Here is a 17848-nt window from a genome sequence, read left to right as displayed (position 1 = left end):
ATGCCATATCGGCGCAGGTCAGAGCGGCCCAAGCGGCCCGCATAATCGGACAGCCAACGACACTTTCGGCCAGAGTTGCCCCCATTAGAGAGTAGATTAGAGAGTAGATCCGATCACTTCGAAACGGCCTTCAAATGGCGCTCGCGGCCGGCCCGGTGGCTCGCCACGATCGCACTGTGGTCGACGGCCTGGCGCTTGTAACTGACCTCGTTGGTCTCTTCAGAGTGGCCGAACCATTCGCTTCGCAGCGAAGCGGGGAGGTGATAGTGGATCATGTTCAGGGTTGCCCGCCACCCATGCGAACGGAATTTCGACCGCAGTGCCTCGACGCCGGTCGCGTCGGCGATCTCGCCGTACAACTCGACCAAGGCCTTCGACGCGTTTGACTGGTCCCACACTTTCCGGTCGTCCGCAGGTGCCCCGAGGACATAGCCGCCCGCTTGGGTTCCCTTGGCGCGCTTGGCGATCCGTTCGGCAACGCGTTCGTCAAGGGTCGGCACCAGCCGCGCCTTGTGGTTCTTCGCTTTCCCCGCCGGAATGAGGACGGACACGCCCCCGGCGGCGTTGTTGATGACCTCGTCGGGCTCCAACGTGCGGCATTCGGTGAACCGCAAACCGGTCGTCATCTGCAACAACGTCAGATCGATCGCCGTGCGTCGCCGTTCAAACCAGACGGGGATTAGGCGCTTCTGCATCCGCGACGGCGGTGTCGCCGCCTTCGGATCGAGCGTGAGCAAGTGGTCGAGAACCCGGTGGTAATCGTCGGCCGTGAGCGCCGGGTTCTCGGGCTTGACCTGCATTTTCTCCTGTCCGAGTTTGACGCGCTTGACCCGGCCCGACATTGGGGATCGGTCGATCAAACCGTCATCGACCATTTCGCCGTAGACGTAGCGGTTCAACACATTTCGGCACTGTCTGGCCGTTTCTGAACCGTGCGTGTCCGCGATGTACTCAATGCAGGCCTGAGCTTTGCGGAAGTTGATCGCGCCGCGAATCTTGAATTGTTCCAATGTTGTTGCGGTGTGATCGTGTTCGGTGTTGCCGCATTCGCCTCGCAAGAGCGCCAACGACCGGCGATGCAACCGCTTCGAGCCGGGGGCCAACGGCCGACCGTCCTCCAGTTGAGCCGTGTCGATCGCCCGCACGACCACCTCATCGAAATACGCCGACATGGGCGACGATAGATCCCATCTCGACGTGTTGAGTTCCTGGTCGTCGGCCTCGCTCGCCTTCAGCTCGGCGAGCTTTGCCCGAGCTTTCCGCAACGTTTCGGCCTTGGTTTTGCCTTGCGTTCGGAAGGCCTGCGCGGGCCCACCATCGGAGGGCCAATAGCGCCACCGGAGCACCCACGGATCACCACGTTTGGCCGGTTCCTTCGGTGTGGAATCGTCGATTGAATCGTCACCGCGCCTGTGCTGCACTGTTTTTGCCATGATTAGAGAGTATCAGGTTATTTGGTTCGAGTTGCGGTAGGCTCTGGCCTGAGTTACACTGATGCAGTCCGGCAACGTCGGACCGCCCCGCCGGGATCATGGGATGGAATCCACCCGGTAGAAGTGTTTCCGCCGCCCGAGTCAGTTGACCGACAGCAGCCTTGGTACTCGGGATAGTCCTGTCGGGATGCTTGCCGGTGCATTAACCGGCTGGTGGGATAGACGGCCGGTAGGCCCCCACGAGAGGTACAGGCGCTCTACTCCCAAAGGAGTGGGCTCATGCCTGCCGAATCCTCTGTCATCACTCCTCTGTCGGTCCGGCCGTCTGTTGCCGCCGATCTGCTCGGCGTGTCCGAGCGCGCCCTCCGTCGCTGGCGTGCCGAGGGTAGGGGTCCTCGCTACGTCACACTCGGTGGCAACAAGGTCGTCTATCGCGTCGCCGATCTCGAATCCTGGCTCGAATCCGAGGCCGTCAAGTGACGGCTCGTGCAGGATTCTCGGCCGAATCGCCCTCGAAAACTATTTCAGTGGCCGAAATCCCTGCAAAAAGTGAGACAACTGAGACAGAACCGGTGTCTCAGCGGTCGAATATCGCTCTGACCAGCTCTTATACGCACGCCCGCCTGCCGCGGTACTTGACTTGTTGCCCTGAGACAACTGAGACAAGCAACCACCGCCACCACCGTGGCCTGCAGGTTTGCTGACGCGATTCTGTCTCAGTCCCCAACACCCCCACTGAGACAACTGAGACAAACCGACCCAGAACAAAGAAAAACCCCCGGATCGCCGCCGAGGGGTCTCTCAAGGAAGGAGCTGGCGATGCCGCGCCAACAACCACAGATTACAGCCAGTGGCCGCTCTGCGGCCAGCGAGAAGCGTCGGAGGGCGAGGGCGATGAGTTTCTCCCATCAGTACGACGCCGGCCCCGGAGAACCGCTCAACGCTGCCGACGCCGCGCACTTCGAGCGCATGCGGCAGGCACCCGAGGTGCTGGGTGAATGCGAGTTCGTCCTCTACCTACATGAGGAGAACGGTAAGCACGCCCAAGGTGCGATCCGGTTCGGATCGCAGCGCGACCTCGCCAAAGTGGCTGCGGCCCTGGGCATCGGACCCACGATGGTGCGGCCACTGGGCGGGCAGGGCAATTTTGGTCGCTATCTCGACTACCTCCACCATGAGCGCACGTATCTCCCGGTGGTGGCCAACTTCGAGTGGCGGGCGGTGATGGCGGCGGCGCTCGGCGAGCGCAAACGCCTCACGGTGTCAGCCATCGAGCGCGGCCTGTACGACGGCGATCTCACCATCGGTCACGTGGCCGACGAGTACACCGATGAGTTCTTGCGCCATCATCAGAAGTTCGTCAAGGCGTACGAACTCGGCGAGCAGCGCCGCCGCGAACAGCGCCAGCTGACGCAGGACGAACGTGATCTGGCAGAGTTTGAGCGCCGTGCTGCAGAGCGCGCACGGCAGGAAGAAATCGCCCGGATCGAGTACGACCGTCTGTTGGCCGTTGCTGATGCCGAACGTCGGCATGATGACGCCCACCAGTGGCATTCCACGCGGCTGTGGTTGTCAATGGAGTCGGCGTGGAATGCCACCCCCGAGGGTGCGGAGTATCGCGAGGCGGTGGCACAGCGCAGGCGTGAGCAGGCCGAGCAGGCCGCAGCCGCCGAGCAAGCGCGACGGGACGAGTTTGACCTGCGCTGGGGCATCGCCTTCTTGTGCGAGGACCAGTGCATCGAGGGCACCGAGTCGCAATGCACTGCGGCGTTGACGCGGCTCATGGGCGCGCCGCCGACCCTTGATTCGGTGATTGCCATGGTCATCGAGGAGAACAATGGGACACCCGAGAGCGTCCGTGAGGAGTTTCGGCTCCACTATCAGGACATCCAACAGACGTGGCAGTCAGCGCTGTGGCATCTCAGCCACGCCACCGACGGCGAGGAGGAGTCGATCGCCTGGCTGCGGCGGTACTACGCGCATGCACGGCGGTGGCCGGATTTCTACAACCCGATGATGCCGCCAAAGCCCAACCGCGGTACGTGCGCGGGGTGGGCAAAGATCCGCGCCGAACTGCTCGCAGTGTGGAATGGCACGGCCTAAAAGTGGTTGGTCGTCGAAAGAATAAGGAGGAAACAAAATGGTTTCAATGCGCGACCTATTTGCAGAATCGCTGGGTGTCGACCCCAAAGAAATCGAAAAGCGACAGGCCGAGGAATCAGAGAAGCCAAGTATCGGCGATTCTTCCACCGGCCTCAGCCATATGTTTGAGCAAGAGGAAAGTCGGTTGAATCAGCTGATGCGACACGATTTCCAGGTCGATAGTCCACTCATCCCCAAGGCGGCGACACCGCCGTCGAAACCCAAGGAGGTCGGCCGTGAGCTCGAATAGTCCGAAGCCGGAAACCTACGGCCGCGGCACCTATACGGCGGTCCTGGTGCTCGTTGCCGCGCTCAGTGTTGCGGGCAACGTGGTCTATGGCCTGACGGCGGTCCCGACCACCGACGCGGCGTTGTCGCCGGGGTGGGCAGGGTTCGCGCATGCCGTGCCGCCGATCATCCTGCTGGCGATCACCGAGGTGCTCGCGCTGGGCACGGCCAAGCTCGGCGGGCGCGGTCGGACGTGGACGCTCGGCGGTGTCGTGGTGATCGCCATCGCGGCCTTCGCGCTCTCCTTCGACGCTCTCTATGAGGTCGCGGTGATGGCTCGGGTGCGGCCGGAGTTGGCCTGGCTGGTGCCGGTCATGTTGGACGTGGCGATCATCGTGTGCACGGTCATGGTGTTGATGGCGGGGCGGCAGATCGCGGCCGATGCCGCCGATGCCGCCGCCCCGGAAGTGGTCACCTTGCCACCCGTCCCGGTGGTAACCCACGCTGACCACGCGGGTGCCACCGTGGACCGCACCCCGACCGTAGGTGACCACCGGGTGGTAACACAGGACGTCGCCGAGGTGGTAACACAGACTCCCGTATGTGACCACCCCGCACCCGCCCATGTGACCACCCCGGTGGTAACGCAGGATGCCGCCGGGGTGGTAACACAGGCGGTCGGCGAGGGCACCGCTGGTGATGACGACGTCGTCGACACCCCGCATGACACCCCGCATCCGACCGCGCCGGAACCGATGGTCGAGGCTGCCGACGCCCCCGTTGCAGAGCTGCCGGTCGACGCCGCCGCCGAGGATCTCGCGGCCTGGGTGCTCGCCACCGTGGGTGCTCGGGCAGAGGCCGACGAGGTGGCCGAGGTGCTGCGCCAGCACCGGGCCGGCGAGTCGATCCGGGCGATCGCCGAGGCGACCGGCCGGTCCCGGCCGACGGTCAAGCGGTGGGTCGACGCGGCCAAGGAGGTGAGCCCTGAGTTCGCCGACGCCGACGCCGCCGTCGTCGCGTAACGGGTTGCCCGCGAGGGCAAACCGACCTCCCGACAGACCCCGTCCCCCCTCTGGGGACGGGGTCTGTTGCTGTCGGCCGCACGGCCGACAGGTGTTCTCCCGGCAGGGGGTCCAGGGGGCGCGCAGCGACCCCCGGCAAGCCTCTGCGGCCGGTCGAAGACCGGGTAGACATCGAGCGCGGCAGCGCGAGATGTCTACAGCAGAGATGCTTGCCGGTTTGTCAACGCCGCCGAAGGGTGGTTGTCGACGACGCCGTCAGCGAGTAAGCTCGTGTGCAGATGCACACGCGCTTACGATGCTGGCGAAGGAGGAGACATGTCCGCTGACGGCACGATGGTCGACCTGTCGCCGGTAGGCGGCGAGGTCGATCGAGTGGCGGCTGCGGTGGCGGCGACGGTCGGCGGGCCAGCGGCCCGACGGGCGGTCGCCTCAGCGCTCACCCGGCGTTGCGCCGGGGATTCCTTCGCGGCCATCGGCCGCGATGTCGCAGCCACCCTCGGGGTCACCGAGGGGGTGGCTGCCAAGCGGGTGTCGGCGTGGTGCCGGGAGGCCGCAGCCGTCGCGGGCCCGGACCTCGCTGCGGCGCTGGGCGCGGGGTCGGGCCGCACGCAGGCCCGGCGGAGCGCGACCAAGTCGGCGAAGGTGATCAGCCTGCGGCCGCGGCAGGCGGTCTATGAGGCGCTCGCGGCCAAGGCCGGACGCCGGTCGGTCAACGCCGCCGCAGAGCACTACATCGAGGTCGGTCTGGGGCGGGCACGTGACAGCCGGGGTGGTAACCCGGAACGTGGTAACACAGGTGGTAAACCACGCGGTGGCTATGTGACCACCTCCGAGGGTGGTCACATAGCCGGTGGCAACATAGCCACCCCATGTGACCACCTATGTGACCACCCCGCGCCGGTGGCAACATTGCCACCCGGTGACGTCGACCGGTTGGCCGCACTGCTTGACCGTTTGGCAACGCGGGTAGAAACCCTGCGGCTGGAGCAAGTGGCCGAGGGCAACAACTTCAATCAGGTGGTCAGGTTCACCAACACGTATGCCGAACTCCCGGCCGACCTGACCGATCACCTGTCCGCGCTCCGGCAGCAGCTGGCATCCACCGGTGCCGCCGTCGAGGCGATGCTGGGCGAGCTGGCGGCCTGGCGGTGGTCGGCATGATCGCGGTCGGCAGCAGTGTCAAGAGTCTGGGCGCAATCTCGAATTATCTGATGCGTGCCCCCGCGCACGATCTCGGCGTGCCTGGGGTGTCCGGTCGCCGCCACGAGCTGGTCTCGACGATCGGGGCGACCACGCCCGAGACCTTCGTCGCCGACGTGACGGCGACCAAGGAGCGCTGCGGCAGTCCCGCTACCAAGGTCGAGGCGTTCCACCTCATCATCAGTTCTGCTCTCGGTGAGCTGGACCCTAACGATCCAGCTGCCCACCAGGCGCTGATGGCGGTGGCCCGACGGACTTGTCAAGAGTCCTTTCCGGGGCGCAAAGCACTGATCGTGATCCAGGCCGACAATGCGGCGCTGGAATTGGTCGACGGGAAGCTGACAATTGTTCCGGGGAAACTCCATGCGCACTGCGTGGTGGAGAATGTCGCCGCATATCCGGTGGAGCTGAATTGGACCGATCGAAACGGTAACCAGCGGACAAAGAATTACCGCGCTGGTCGTGCGATGGATGGCGATATGCGCAATATCCATCGCATCCGATCAAAGCTCGACGATGTTGTTTCTCAGCAATTGGGATATGACAATAAGGAGTTTGTCCTGCGGTGCGGCAAGGTGCGTGAGGGGCGCTCGGGTGCGGTGAGCATGGCGCAGCTGCAGGAGCGGTTGCGTGACGGCGTCGCGGCCACGGCTGAGGTCGACCTCGCCGCTCAAGGCCTCGACACCGATGCCCGCGAGCATGTCGCGATGGCGCTGGGGGTGTCCGAGGACGATCGGGTGCGGGTCACACTGCGGTCCGCGAGCGCCCGAGCGGTGAGCTGGGACGACTACGTGACCCGCTTGGCGAACGAGGGCGTCGAGGTCCGTACCCACGGGAAGAGTGGAGTCTCGTACGGCTGGACCGGCAGTGACGGTCAACAACTGACCCAGCGAGCCCGCAAGCTGGCGACCAGTCGGGGTGAGTTCGGCCGTCAGGCCGTCACCGAGCAGGCTGCCCGCAATGCCGACAGGGTGGCGCAGGGCCGCGAGCTGGCGGTGCCGGAGGCCGAACTGGTGCCGGCGCGGACGCCGCCGGGTGGTTATCCGACACCGGACTATCGGCCGGGGTACGGCCCGGTCGGGGCAGCTGCACCCACCGGCATGGATACCCACGAGGACCGGATGCGGCAGGCGATCGACAGCGGCATCGCCTCCGGTGCCAGTGATTGGGAACAACTCGGGGCGCACACGTTGGGTCGACGTATCGCGGTGGTGCCGAAGGCCAACCGGGTCAAGGTGACCACCGTGCCCGGCGAGATGGCCGAGGTTTGGCGGCAGCCGGGGGTGGCCGTGAGCCTTGACGATCTCGGACCCGGATACAGCGTGGCCGAGATCGAGGACCGCATGGCCCCCCACTATCCACCACCGCCACCCGGCGGCAACAACAACAACTCACTAGAGAGGAAAGACGATGAGCGAGGAAAGCAAGAGCCGGGCCACACTATTGTCGCCCCGCATCGACCTACAGCCCCCACCGGGCGAGGTGGCCGCGACGACACCGAGCGAAGTGCCGGCGACAACTCCGTCGATCGACAAGGCGACGGCGGTGGCGATACGCGACCTGGAAAGTCGGCTGACCGCGAAGGTCGAGCAGGCGATCGACGCGGCGACCAGGGCCAAGCCGGTGCTGGGGTGGGGCGAGAAGGCGCTAGCGGAGATAACCGACGCGTTAGCGGCACGGATGCAACGGGATCAAAGCGGCGAACGCCAAAAGCTGCTTCTGCAGCTCGGCGATCTGAGCAGCAAGGTCGAAGCGCTGAGCGCGAAATCGACGGAAAGCCCGGCAGCCACTGGCGAGATCGAGCCAGTAATGCGCCAACTCCAAAGTCTGGCAACAGCGATCGCAGCATTGCCGACTAGCGCGGCCGAGGTCAAGGTCGTCGTCGACGAGGAACTGATCGGCACCGGCGCCGCCCTGCGTATCCGGGAAGCTTCCGTGGAGCACGAGCACGCGCTGACGAAGGTCGTCGACGCCAAACTGGCCGCTGCCGACAAGGCCATGGCCAAGGCGGTCGATGCCGCCGAGCGCACCGAGCGGCGGGCGAGGCGAGTGGCGTCGAGCCTGCACTGGGGCGGGGTCGGACGCCTGGCCACAGCGCTGCTGCCGGCGGCGGCGATCGCGCTCTCGGTCGCTCTGATGACACTGCCGCTCGTCAGCGCCATGCGGTTGGACTCGTTGTTGGGGTGGTCGGTGCGGTCGATGCTCGATGCCGACGGCGCACTGGCCACTGGCGTGTGGGCAGCGATCCACCTGGCCGCGGCCGCGGCACTGGTGTTCGGCATCCACCGGGCGTATACGGCGTTGGCGCAGAAATACCGATCCTGGAGTGCGATGTGAGCATCTTTGAGCGAGAGGGCAATCCGAGCGCGATGATTGCCGAGGCTCTGCAAAGGGTCCGGCCGAAATGCACGTGGTGCGGTGCGAACGCGGGCTACAGAATCACCTACCTGGGCTTTCGCTCAGCACGGGGTCGGGAGATGCACGAGACCGGGTATGCGTGCCCTGCGCATGTCGATGACATGGCCGAGTCGGTGATCACCCGCAGCATCGATGACATCCGGGCGGCATGGGGGCGACACAACGTAGCCACCGCAATCAGCGGTGGTTCCAATATATAAGGAGAGGGATATGGCAAACGACCACGTCGACGAGAAGAAGGTCGATCTGCTGCGCCGCAAGCTGATCGAGGGAGGTCAGGAGAAGGTCGTCGAGCGGTTCGGCGAATCCGAACTCGGCAGCGCCGAGATTCAAAAGGCGAAACAGCAGGTCAAACGCCGCAACCACATCGGCGACACCCTGCACAGCCGCGTGGACAAAGTGGCCAAGGCGGAGGAGATCGCCGCCAAGTCGAAGCAGCGGTCGGAGCGTCTGAGCAAGCAGGCGGCCAAACGGGGTGCTGAGGTGCAGGCCAAGATCTCGCCGGAGCCCGGGATGCCGAAGTCCCAGCCGCCCAAGGCAACCCCGCAGCGCTCACCCAAGGCAGCAGCGGCGGTGCGCCAAGCCGCAGCCCGCCAGCGGGATCAGCAGGACCACAGCCGTGGGCGGTGACGCCGACATAGCGGGAAGTAACAAACACCCCGGTGACCGTTCGTGGTCACCGGGGTGTTTGCTGTCAGCGCAGCGGTCAAAAAAGCCGCGAGATGTCGACCAGCTCGACGAGCAGACCGGCTTCCCTGACCTGCGGCTTGTCGGCGTCGGCGGGCCGTGAGCCCCGCAGCAGCCGACCGTGGTCGATGTCCTTGGGGACGAGGTCCGACCCGTGGAAGACCTCGCTGATCTCGCCGCTGCTCGACCCCCGGCCGGCGTGGTCGACGCTCTGCTTTTGTCGCTCGGTACGGCCGTGTGCCCACGCCGCCTTTTCCATGATCTCTTTTTCGGGTGCACCGCAGAGGACCAGGATCGAGGGGAACACGTCGCGCAGCTCGTCCATGCCCTCGCGGCCGTAACGGCGGGCGAACTGCGATGTGGATTGCACGGCTGCCAGGACGGCGATGCCCATGGCGCGGGCTTCGGTTACGACGATCGGGAGTTTGGTCCACGGAAAGGTGTTGCAGAGTTCGTCGCAGGCAATCAACAAGTGCTCCAACTGTTTTGGTCGCGTCTGCCCCCGACGCCAATGCGCGCTGATCGAGTCGACGGCAGCCACGGCCGCACCGGCCTCGATGCTTCCCGCCGGGGCGACGACGAACAGCGTCGATGCCGGGTGCTCCAGCATGTCGGGGGCGAACACGCGCTCACCGCGACCGCCGACGACAGTCGACCTCCACCAGGGAGCGATGGCGCTTTTCATCGTGATCATCACCGAGTCACGCATTTTGCTGTCGGTGCCGTGGGCCGACAGCAGCTCGTCAGAGAGCTGATCCTCCCCCAACTCCTCCAACCTTTGGATTGCGTTGATCCAGCAGGGCGTCACGGTGTCAGGGCCGTCGTCGGGGTTCTCGACGGCGGGCGGATCGGGGCGACCGACCGCGGCCTTGGCCCAGGCGATGCCGTCGGCACCGGCAGCGCGCAAGATCCCGGCGAGTGGCGCGATGGAGATGTTCTCCCAGAACGGATCTCCGCTCTGGCCGGATGCCGAGCTGCTGGCACCGGCGGCCCCGGCCTTCATCAGCACGCTGACCAGGTCGAGTGCCTCGTCGGCACTGCCGATCAGCGCGACCGGGTCGATGACCACCTTCTCGACGCCCTCGGGGAGCACGTCGTCGGGCACCTGGCCGCTGAGGTCGAGAACATAGGTGCGGCTGCCGTGGGCGTTGCGGTGCCGTGCTTCGAGACATAGTTCGATGAGGTCGGGCTTACTGCTGATCGCCACCACGGGACCGCCCCAGGTGATGACGCCGGGACCCAGCACCCGACGAGAGTTGTGAGTGGGGATGAAGCCTGAACCGGCAAGGAACACCGCGTCGGGGGCATCCACGGCGATGCAGCGTGCGGCCTCGTAGTCCGGGTGGCCGGGTTCGATGCGTTCGATGTCGACGATGTGGATGGGTCCAATCACCGGAGCTACGGCACCGGGCAGTACCGGCGGGTTGATGATCCACTTCGCATCGCGATCAGCCACCATGTTGACCGTGGTCACCACGATCTCGGTGCCGTCATCGCGGTTCGGGTCCACCACGGTCCATTGATGACCTGCGTCAGCCCGGAGGTCGTGACCGGTGGAGAACCGCAACCGATACAACTCGGGCCGCTGGATCACATCCCACACGTCGGTCACCGTGGTGGGTTCGCCGTCGCGGCCGAATACCTGGTCGCCGACCGCGATGTCGGCCATGGTGGTGAATCCGGTCGGGGTCGGGATGAGCGTCGACAGAGCGAGGGCTTTGCCCACGCCGCTGGGTCCACTGACCAGCAGGTGCGGTCCCGTGACTGCGGGCACGCCGTCGATGAATCCGCCGAACGGCGTCGGCTTGGGCTTGTACGGCTCGCTCTTGCGGTAGAGCGCCATGAAGTTTCTCCTTATGTTTTCTTCGGGGGCCGGGGCTTCTTCCCGCCCTCTCGCCCGGCGGCGGCGCGTCGTTCGCGCTCGGCCTGGGCGGCGTCGTCTATCAATTGGCTCAGGGTTGCGTCGTCCATGCGGTCGAGGCCGTAGGCGATGAGTGTCCGCACCAAAACTGTTGCAGGCGTTCCTCTTTCGAGTGCAGCCGCTCGTAGCCGGGTGTTCATCGCTGCTGGCATCAGAACATGCAGTCGCATCATCTCGTCTTTGTCGTCCATGTCCTCCTTGTAGCACACAGCACTTGTGCAGCTGCTCATCTGCCTAAGTACATGTGCATATGCTCCTCACCTAGTGTAGTCTGATTTGTGTGGATGTGCACCTGCACATTTACTTATCCCATCGAACAGGAAAGCGCAGGTCAGCGATGGCAAAGGCAACCCAGAGCCGTGGGTGGTGGCCCAAGATCATCGGCGTCGGCGTCGTCTTCCTCGTCGGCATCGTCCTCGGTGCCGCGGGAAAGGTGAGCGTCGACGGCGAGCCGGACTGCACCCCGTCGGCCGCGATCGAGCAGGTGGTCGCCTATGAGTGACCTGCACTTCACCCGGCAGCGCTCGGGCTGGGTTTTGGCTCGGGCCGGACACCTCGCGGGTGCCCGACGTCGGGGCGAGCGCCTGGCGCAGCGCGCTCGCCGCCTCACACGCGACGAGGCCGGTGTCGAGGACGAGGCCTCCCTGAGCGTGGTCACGCACGCCCGGCCGTACCGCACCGCGTTCGGCGGCGAGGACCACCGGGTCGCCCGTGTGGTGGCCGCGGTGCTCTACGAGTCGGTCAGGGTCGTATTCGCCGGCCTCGGGCTGGCGCTGGGCTGGGCGCTCTATGCCGCCTGGTACCGCCTGGTTCCGCGACTGGGTCCGATGGCGATGCTGCCGGCCGGTGTCCTCGGCGGTGTCGTGAGTGCCGTCGGCCTGGGCGTGTGGCTGGCCCCGACCCCGTGGTGGGGCACCTGGGTGGGCCTCAACATCGTCATCGCCGGTCCGCGCCTGGTGTGGCTCGTGCGGGCGCACGGCTGGCCGGCGGTGTCGGGCGAAGCCCGATCGGGTCGTGCCCGCACGCCACGCCTGGGCATGCCGGTCCATGCCGCCGAACCGGAGCCCGCGCCGGAGCCGGAGCCAACACCCGAGAAGCCCTCGCCAGCACCGCGATTGGCCGTCCCAGTACATGACACCGACGACGAGGTCGATGCCGAAACCGCTGCTTACGAGCAGGCAGAACAAGGAGATATCGAAGCATGATCAGCAAGTTGAAGAATGCCGCCCGACCGGTCCGCGACGAGATCGCGGACATGTGGGCGACGGACCGCAAGGGTGGCGTGTGGGTCGGGTTCGGCGCGGTACTGCTGCTGGCCGCGTTCGTGTGGACCGCATCGGGTCTGCCCTCGGTGAAGGTCGAGTACGTGCTGGCCGTCGTCGGGGTTCTCACGCTCGGCGTGTGGCTCGGCCTCAGGGTCGGCGAGCGTCGCCGATGAGCAAACTCGCCGCCCTGCTGGGTGACTGCCCACCGTTACCCACGACCCGACCCCGACCAACGACAGCGGTGATCACACGGATCACCCCGACCAAAGGACCTACACATGAGCACCATCCGGACGAACGTCACCCTCGACCTGCCGCAGCATAAGCGTCTGCGCACCTTGAGCGCGAAGTACACCACCCCGGCCAGTGTCCTCATCCGCGAGCTGCTGACCTACGGCCTGGCCAAGCTCAGGACCGACCCGGAGCTGCAGGCGGCGGTGCAGGCGGCAGTCGCCGCCGAGCGCAACCGTCGTCGCGGGGTGGGCCGCAAGAAGGGAGCGACGTCGTGAAACCCGCAGCTCTCATCGTGGGCATCACCGTCGTCCTCGTCACGGCCGTCGCCGTCATCATCGCGGGCATCGCATTCGGCGGCGGGTGGCGGTGGGCCGGAGGGGCGGCGACCGCGGCACTGGCGGCGGCGCTGGTGTTGCCGAATCTGCGAAACATCAATCATGACAAGGAGAACCAGAAATGAGCAACCAACCAGTAAATGTGCACATCCAGACCGGTGCTGGTGAAATCATCCGCATCGTAGGCACACTGCTCGCCTTCGGCGGCGTCGGCGTCCTGGCGTGGGTGATCGCGCAACAGGGCTACGCGGAGAAGGTGGCCACCGTGCTCGCCGCTGCCGTGGCCTTCATCGCTATGCGGCTGTGGAGCCGCGGCATTCTTGCGATCCCCACTGCCAGCGGCCCCGCGGCGGGCACCGACCAGGACGTCGACTTCCTGCGCCAGGTCGGACGGTCGGCGACCGCTGTGTCCGGCGGCTATCTGGCTCGGGCCAGCGTGCCGATGCTCTGCCTGATCGGCCTGGGTTATGGCCTCGCCTTCCTGGCGCTGCGCACGGCGATCACGATGGCTCTGCAGGTGTTTCAGAACATGTATATCGCCGGTGGGGCCGCGCTGCTGCTCGGGTCGTTGGTCGTCGCACCGTCGCTGTTTCCCAACCTCGTGTCGAGCTTGAAATCCAAAGGGGTAGTGCGTCCTGAAGGGACTGCGGGTGCCACTCCGGTAGCGCCTGCCGCACAACCCCCGGCTACCCCGGTGGCACCGGCCCCTGCAGCACCGATCGCAGCACCTGTGCAACCCGGATCGCTGCCTGGTGGTCCGTCGGTCGATGCCGACCCGATGCCCGCGCATCACTACCAGCCAACCCCAGCGGCAGCACCGAAGAAGGTTGTTCGTCGCGTCAAGAAAGTGAGTGAATGACCATGTCTTACAACGACTATGAGTACTTCGACGAAGATGGCAATCCTGTTGACCCCAGTGATCTCGGCGATGACTACGAGGTCGTCGAGGAGGTCGACACCCCGACGGCTGCGCCAGCGGCAGCACCGGCACCAGCGGCAGCAGCGCCGCCGACACCGGGCGGCATCCCCAAGGTCCTGATTGCTGGCCTGGTCGCCATTGCACTCGTCATCGGCGGTGGCCTCGTGTGGGGACTGTCAAGCCTCGGCGGCCAGAACACGGCCGCCGACGTGAAGGCAGGCGTCGCGAGCAAATCGAGCCAGGTGCGCGACAAGGTCGCCGCGAGCAGCAGCCGGATGGCCCCTCAGCGTGCCGAGCTGACGGGCTGCGATGACGCCAGCGCTGCCGAGGTCAAGGGCAGCCGCGACCCATCGGTGCAGCTCACCGTGATCGACTCCGCGCCGCTGCCGCAGGCATACGCCACCACCCGCGAGCAGACTCCGACCGGCGTGATGGAGCTGTTGCAGCTCGATGCGGCCACGTTCGGGGTCTACGCCGCCGGTGACGTCGGCGGCAGCAAGTGGACCAAGGTCACGGCCACGATCCGTGGTGATGAGTTGGCCCTCGACGGGGGCCAGCAGACCACCGGCGGTGACCGGGACATGCTCCCCGCAGGGGCCTGCGATCGCCTGGTGGACACCGAGTTCCGGGTCTCCGGTGCCGTACCGGAGGCCGCGAAGACCAGCGACACTGCGGCGCAGGTGATCCTGTACCACGGCGTCGGCCCGGTGCGGGACAACTCGCCTCGTGCGGTGGTGGTCTTCGGTGATGCGGCCAAGGCTGACACGCCGGTAGCGGTGGCGCTGGTCGAGCTGCGGTATGCCGACGAGGGAGGTGATGCCGACGGCGAATGACAACTGAAACACCCTGTACGACAACAGCATCGAAAGCACCAAGCAAAGGATTTCATCATGAAGAACGCAATCAAAGCCACCGTCGTCGCCGCCGGCATCGCTGCCGCAGGCCTGCTGGGAGCGGGTGCCGCCAGCGCCGACACCACCCCCACCCTGGCCGACGGCAACTACACCCTCGACATCGTCCATCCGATCGGCGGCGCGCTCGCCGGCCCGCTGACCAGTGTGTCGGCCACAGTGACGGACGGTCGCCTCTACGTCGGTCCGGCCGAGGTGCCGGTGACGCTGCAACCGTCCGACGACGATGGCGACGGCGTGGCCGACAGCGCGATCGTGCTGTTCGGCGGCTCGACCTGGGGGCAGCTGCGGTGACCGGGGACGAGGCACTGGAGGACAAGGTGACCCGGGCCGAGCGGTACTTCTCGACCCGGCCAGACCGCGAGGCCGAGCGCCGTCGTCAGGCGTTGGAGGATCGCCGGGAGCGCTATGCGCGGGAGGATCAGCAGCGGGCCGACGACGAGCTGCGTCGTCAGCACGAGTCGGCGCAGCAGACGCTCGCTACGGACAAAGCCGCTGGCCAAGGGCTCAATCAGCAGGCGATGGCCCTCGCGGCCGAGAACCCGCTGGTGGGGCTGCCGACCCTCGCGGCCGTCGGGTGGATGCACCACCGGCGCTGCAAAAACGGTCAACGGGTGGTCGACCGTTGGGCGGCGATCCGGGCCGAACGCGGCCTGGTCGGCCAGGTCGGTGTGGTCCTTGACTCCAACGAAGCCGATGCCGTGATGGATACGGCCGCAGCGGCGGACGTCGAACTGGAGGTCACCGCGGACGGCAGGGTGGTCGCCGAGGATGCGGAGCCCGAGATCACCCTCGACCTGTCCGTGCCGGTCGAGATGCCACCGTCGGCAAAGGATGCCGGGCTGGAGGCCGAGCGGCCGCTGATCGACAGGTTGGGGCCGGGGAAGGAGACAAAACTGAAGGACTTGGGGGGTCCGTCGCTGTAGGAGAGAAAAGGGAACACCCCCGATGCCTGCGTGGCATCGGGGGTGTTCTCGTCCGGGCGCTAACGGCGACTGAGTATCTGGCGTAATGCTTTTCGATTGCGGATGCCCTCACCAAGGACGGCTCCGCGGATCAGCCGGGTGTTACGCGCCTGTTGCCCTTGCTCGGCCATCTGCAGGCGGAACTGGTGGTCGCGCTCGCGCTGGGTGTTGCGCCGGCGAGCGTCCTCGTTGGCGGCATCGAGTCGACGGATCTCGGCCGCGTGGTCGAGCTGGGTGATCGCATCGGCGATCGACGTTGCGCCGCCAGCCCTGATCCGCAGCGCGAGGCGGTCGAGTCGGTCGATCGTCTGCCAACCACGGGGCAGCTGCAGGCCACCGAGGCGCACGTAGCGGGCCGAGATCTCGCGCATGTAGGTTTCGACGTCGGCACGACCACGGTGCGGCGTGATGCGCCGCACCTCACGGAGGATATCGGCCAGCATCGTGGCCCGCTGCGCCTCGGACGCCGGTGTGCGCATGGTGTGCACAGCGGGTGCAGGGTCGGTGTTACCGACCAACCTCATCACCTCCCTCTCTCTGACTTCCCAACTGGCCCCCGGTCGCTCCGGGGGCCACTTTTGCGCTGCTGGGCGATCAGCGTCGGGGCACGAGCTTGGTCTGCCCGATTGTAAGCGGTCCCAACATGATCGGACCGCTGTAGGACCGGCCGTGTCGGTTGAACACGTAGCGACTCGCGCCGATGTCGGCGTAGCCACCGCTGCGGGTCGAGTGGACGCTGTACCGCAAGGTGCCGCCGGGGTTATGAATCGCGATCACACCACCCCTGATCGTCGCCGGTGCCGATTTGCCGTTGTCCCACATGGTGTATCGGCCACTGGGCACGTTTGCGTTGGCCTCGGGGGCAGCAGCGACAGTGCCGCCGACGGCGGCTGCGGTGATCGCAGCGGCAGTCAGGCTGGTGGCGATGCGGGGCTTGATGGACATAGTGGTTCTCCTAGTCGGTCGGTTGTCAGGGTTGTGTGAGAGTTGCCTTGTAGAGGGTGTCGCCACCCCTCAGGATCACCCAAAACAGGTTGTCTGCGAACGCATCCGGCAGTATCGCCATCGCAAACTGCATCTCGGATTCGGTGCCTGCTGCCGCTGGCGGAATCGCCATGCCGTCACCTGCGATGACGCGGAAGTAGCCGAGTTCAGCGTATTCCTGCCGGTCAAAGCGTGGCGGGATCGAATCCGAGCGGCCATATCGGGTGTCGGAAATGAGAGTGCCCTGCTGATCGAGGGTGATGAGGCGCTGTGGTTGCGCCTCGCTCGCGTGTCGCAGGGTGTAGACACCTATCGATTTGTCCTGGTTCTGCCGGATCTCGCAGCTGTTGGCGTTGGCGCAGTTGGTGTCGTTGTCCAACGACGTGATCGCCCCGCTCGGTAGAGCGTAGGCCGCGTCGAGATGGACAGCCAACGTCGGTGCACTGCTGCTGCTTTCGGGCCACTTGGCTTTGATGAGGTCGTCAGTATCGTATGAAGCCTGCGCTGACTCCTCGACCTGCTGCGACGCGGCGGCACTCGACGATGCTGCAGCGTTGGTCGGCGAGTTCTCATCACCACCGGCGGTAGCCACGATTACGATGGCCACGACCAACGCCAACACCACGGATGCGGCGACAATGCCGAGCGCCAGCTTGGTGTTCCGGCTGCCAACTTCCCCAGCGCTCGGCACCGGTCGGCCGCTGATCTGCGCCAGCGTCGTCTCGGTGACCTCGGCGCTGGGGTCGGCGAGGTAGCGGTCGTATGTTGCGCGTCGTTGCGGATCGGCGATGATGGCGCGTGCAGTCGCAATCCTGTTGCGCTGCAGTCTATCCCGAGTTTGTGACGCCTCGTTGTCGAGCTGCTGCAGTAGAGCAGATGGCGGTGCTGCTGGATCTAGCCGGTGGGCGGTGTAAATGTCGATCTTGGTCATGTGGTCCTTCCCCGCGAATGCAAAAAGTCGCAGCAAATTTCGACAGGCGATGACCTGCAAAGATGCTGCTTAGATGAGTTATTACCGGGGAACTCAGTCACATGCCAGAGGGCAAAAAGTGCTGGTCAGAGCGTTGGGTAGATACAGCTCTCCCATTTACGCTTACGTGGCCAATCCTACCACATGCCACCAAGTTGCCGCCAAGTGTTACCGGATCGAGACCTTCGCCCCGACAACGTCATTCCCGTAGAGG

General features: G+C 65.7%; 23 protein-coding genes. 17 read left to right on the top strand and 6 right to left on the bottom strand.

What is annotated here, in order from left to right:
* Window positions 1-113: 113 nt before the first annotated feature.
* A complete protein-coding gene (locus ABLE94_RS02650) occupies window positions 114-1433 on the bottom strand; it encodes a hypothetical protein (protein ID WP_348807989.1) in 1320 nt (439 codons plus the stop codon).
* Window positions 1434-1712: 279 nt separating this feature from the next.
* Between ABLE94_RS02650 and ABLE94_RS02645 the strand changes: the two genes are divergently transcribed.
* From ABLE94_RS02645 to ABLE94_RS02610, 8 genes are all read left to right on the top strand, one after another.
* The gene (locus tag ABLE94_RS02645) at window positions 1713-1913 is read left to right on the top strand and encodes a helix-turn-helix transcriptional regulator (RefSeq protein ID WP_348807988.1); all 201 of its coding nucleotides are present in this window, start codon (window positions 1713-1715) and stop codon (window positions 1911-1913) included.
* Between the two features lie 414 nt (window positions 1914-2327).
* Window positions 2328-3536, top strand: coding sequence for a hypothetical protein (locus tag ABLE94_RS02640; protein ID WP_348807987.1), 1209 nt, complete (start codon window positions 2328-2330; stop codon window positions 3534-3536).
* 37 nt (window positions 3537-3573) lie between these two features.
* Window positions 3574-3825: a hypothetical protein gene (locus ABLE94_RS02635; protein ID WP_348807986.1), complete on the top strand. Its 252-nt coding sequence runs from the start codon at window positions 3574-3576 to the stop codon at window positions 3823-3825.
* Window positions 3812-4825, top strand: a complete 1014-nt coding sequence (locus ABLE94_RS02630) for a DUF2637 domain-containing protein (protein WP_348807985.1) — start codon at window positions 3812-3814, stop codon at window positions 4823-4825. Before ABLE94_RS02635 ends, ABLE94_RS02630 begins: the two co-directional genes overlap by 14 nt.
* Before the next feature lie 315 nt (window positions 4826-5140).
* Complete coding sequence (locus ABLE94_RS02625) at window positions 5141-5986, top strand: hypothetical protein (RefSeq protein ID WP_348807984.1); 846 nt, start codon at window positions 5141-5143, stop codon at window positions 5984-5986.
* Complete coding sequence (locus tag ABLE94_RS02620; protein WP_348807983.1) at window positions 5983-7884, top strand: hypothetical protein; 1902 nt, start codon at window positions 5983-5985, stop codon at window positions 7882-7884. Before ABLE94_RS02625 ends, ABLE94_RS02620 begins: the two co-directional genes overlap by 4 nt.
* Window positions 7874-8362, top strand: coding sequence for a hypothetical protein (locus tag ABLE94_RS02615; RefSeq protein WP_348807982.1), 489 nt, complete (start codon window positions 7874-7876; stop codon window positions 8360-8362). The genes ABLE94_RS02620 and ABLE94_RS02615 overlap by 11 nt, the downstream gene beginning before the upstream one ends.
* 291 nt (window positions 8363-8653) lie before the next feature.
* Window positions 8654-9073, top strand: a complete 420-nt coding sequence (locus ABLE94_RS02610) for a hypothetical protein (RefSeq protein ID WP_348807981.1) — start codon at window positions 8654-8656, stop codon at window positions 9071-9073.
* Between the two features lie 76 nt (window positions 9074-9149).
* Here the strand turns inward: ABLE94_RS02610 and ABLE94_RS02605 are convergent, their stop codons facing one another.
* The gene (locus tag ABLE94_RS02605; RefSeq protein WP_348807980.1) at window positions 9150-10973 is read right to left on the bottom strand and encodes a TraM recognition domain-containing protein; all 1824 of its coding nucleotides are present in this window, start codon (window positions 10971-10973) and stop codon (window positions 9150-9152) included.
* An 11-nt stretch (window positions 10974-10984) separates the two neighbouring features.
* Window positions 10985-11242, bottom strand: coding sequence for a hypothetical protein (locus ABLE94_RS02600; protein WP_348807979.1), 258 nt, complete (start codon window positions 11240-11242; stop codon window positions 10985-10987).
* Window positions 11243-11388: 146 nt separating this feature from the next.
* Here ABLE94_RS02600 and ABLE94_RS02595 point away from each other — a divergent pair, with 146 nt between their 5' ends.
* The 9 genes from ABLE94_RS02595 to ABLE94_RS02555 all read left to right on the top strand — a co-directional run bounded on the left by ABLE94_RS02595 (window position 11389) and on the right by ABLE94_RS02555 (window position 15641).
* A complete protein-coding gene (locus ABLE94_RS02595; RefSeq protein WP_348807978.1) occupies window positions 11389-11553 on the top strand; it encodes a hypothetical protein in 165 nt (54 codons plus the stop codon).
* Complete coding sequence (locus ABLE94_RS02590) at window positions 11546-12256, top strand: hypothetical protein (protein WP_348807977.1); 711 nt, start codon at window positions 11546-11548, stop codon at window positions 12254-12256. Before ABLE94_RS02595 ends, ABLE94_RS02590 begins: the two co-directional genes overlap by 8 nt.
* Window positions 12253-12489, top strand: a complete 237-nt coding sequence (locus ABLE94_RS02585) for a hypothetical protein (protein ID WP_348807976.1) — start codon at window positions 12253-12255, stop codon at window positions 12487-12489. The genes ABLE94_RS02590 and ABLE94_RS02585 overlap by 4 nt, the downstream gene beginning before the upstream one ends.
* Before the next feature lie 105 nt (window positions 12490-12594).
* Entirely contained in the window at window positions 12595-12825 is a 231-nt protein-coding gene (locus ABLE94_RS02580) for a hypothetical protein (protein ID WP_348807975.1), read from the top strand.
* Window positions 12822-13010 carry a hypothetical protein gene (locus ABLE94_RS02575; protein ID WP_348807974.1) on the top strand — a complete coding sequence of 63 codons (189 nt, stop codon included), beginning with the start codon at window positions 12822-12824 and terminating at the stop codon, window positions 13008-13010. Before ABLE94_RS02580 ends, ABLE94_RS02575 begins: the two co-directional genes overlap by 4 nt.
* Window positions 13007-13744, top strand: coding sequence for a hypothetical protein (locus ABLE94_RS02570; RefSeq protein WP_348807973.1), 738 nt, complete (start codon window positions 13007-13009; stop codon window positions 13742-13744). Before ABLE94_RS02575 ends, ABLE94_RS02570 begins: the two co-directional genes overlap by 4 nt.
* Window positions 13741-14637 carry a hypothetical protein gene (locus ABLE94_RS02565; protein WP_348807972.1) on the top strand — a complete coding sequence of 299 codons (897 nt, stop codon included), beginning with the start codon at window positions 13741-13743 and terminating at the stop codon, window positions 14635-14637. The genes ABLE94_RS02570 and ABLE94_RS02565 overlap by 4 nt, the downstream gene beginning before the upstream one ends.
* Window positions 14638-14694: 57 nt before the next feature.
* On the top strand, window positions 14695-15009 hold the full coding sequence (locus ABLE94_RS02560; RefSeq protein ID WP_348807971.1) for a hypothetical protein: 315 nt from the start codon (window positions 14695-14697) through the stop codon (window positions 15007-15009).
* Window positions 15006-15641 (top strand): hypothetical protein, encoded by a 636-nt coding sequence (locus tag ABLE94_RS02555; protein ID WP_348807970.1) that lies wholly within the window; start codon window positions 15006-15008, stop codon window positions 15639-15641. The genes ABLE94_RS02560 and ABLE94_RS02555 overlap by 4 nt, the downstream gene beginning before the upstream one ends.
* A 59-nt stretch (window positions 15642-15700) precedes the next feature.
* Here ABLE94_RS02555 and ABLE94_RS02550 read toward each other — a convergent pair whose 3' ends face one another.
* From ABLE94_RS02550 to ABLE94_RS02540, 3 genes are all read right to left on the bottom strand, one after another.
* The gene (locus tag ABLE94_RS02550; RefSeq protein WP_348807969.1) at window positions 15701-16159 is read right to left on the bottom strand and encodes a hypothetical protein; all 459 of its coding nucleotides are present in this window, start codon (window positions 16157-16159) and stop codon (window positions 15701-15703) included.
* A 115-nt stretch (window positions 16160-16274) separates the two neighbouring features.
* Window positions 16275-16625 carry a hypothetical protein gene (locus ABLE94_RS02545; RefSeq protein ID WP_348807968.1) on the bottom strand — a complete coding sequence of 117 codons (351 nt, stop codon included), beginning with the start codon at window positions 16623-16625 and terminating at the stop codon, window positions 16275-16277.
* Between the two features lie 25 nt (window positions 16626-16650).
* On the bottom strand, window positions 16651-17595 hold the full coding sequence (locus ABLE94_RS02540; protein WP_348807967.1) for a hypothetical protein: 945 nt from the start codon (window positions 17593-17595) through the stop codon (window positions 16651-16653).
* Window positions 17596-17848 lie beyond the last annotated feature (253 nt).

It is taken from the genome of Gordonia sp. VNK1, from assembly GCF_040049135.1.
Lineage (GTDB): Bacteria > Actinomycetota > Actinomycetes > Mycobacteriales > Mycobacteriaceae > Gordonia > Gordonia oleivorans.
The sequence above is the reverse complement of the archived record's forward strand: the minus strand, read 5'-3'. Positions and strand labels throughout refer to the sequence as shown.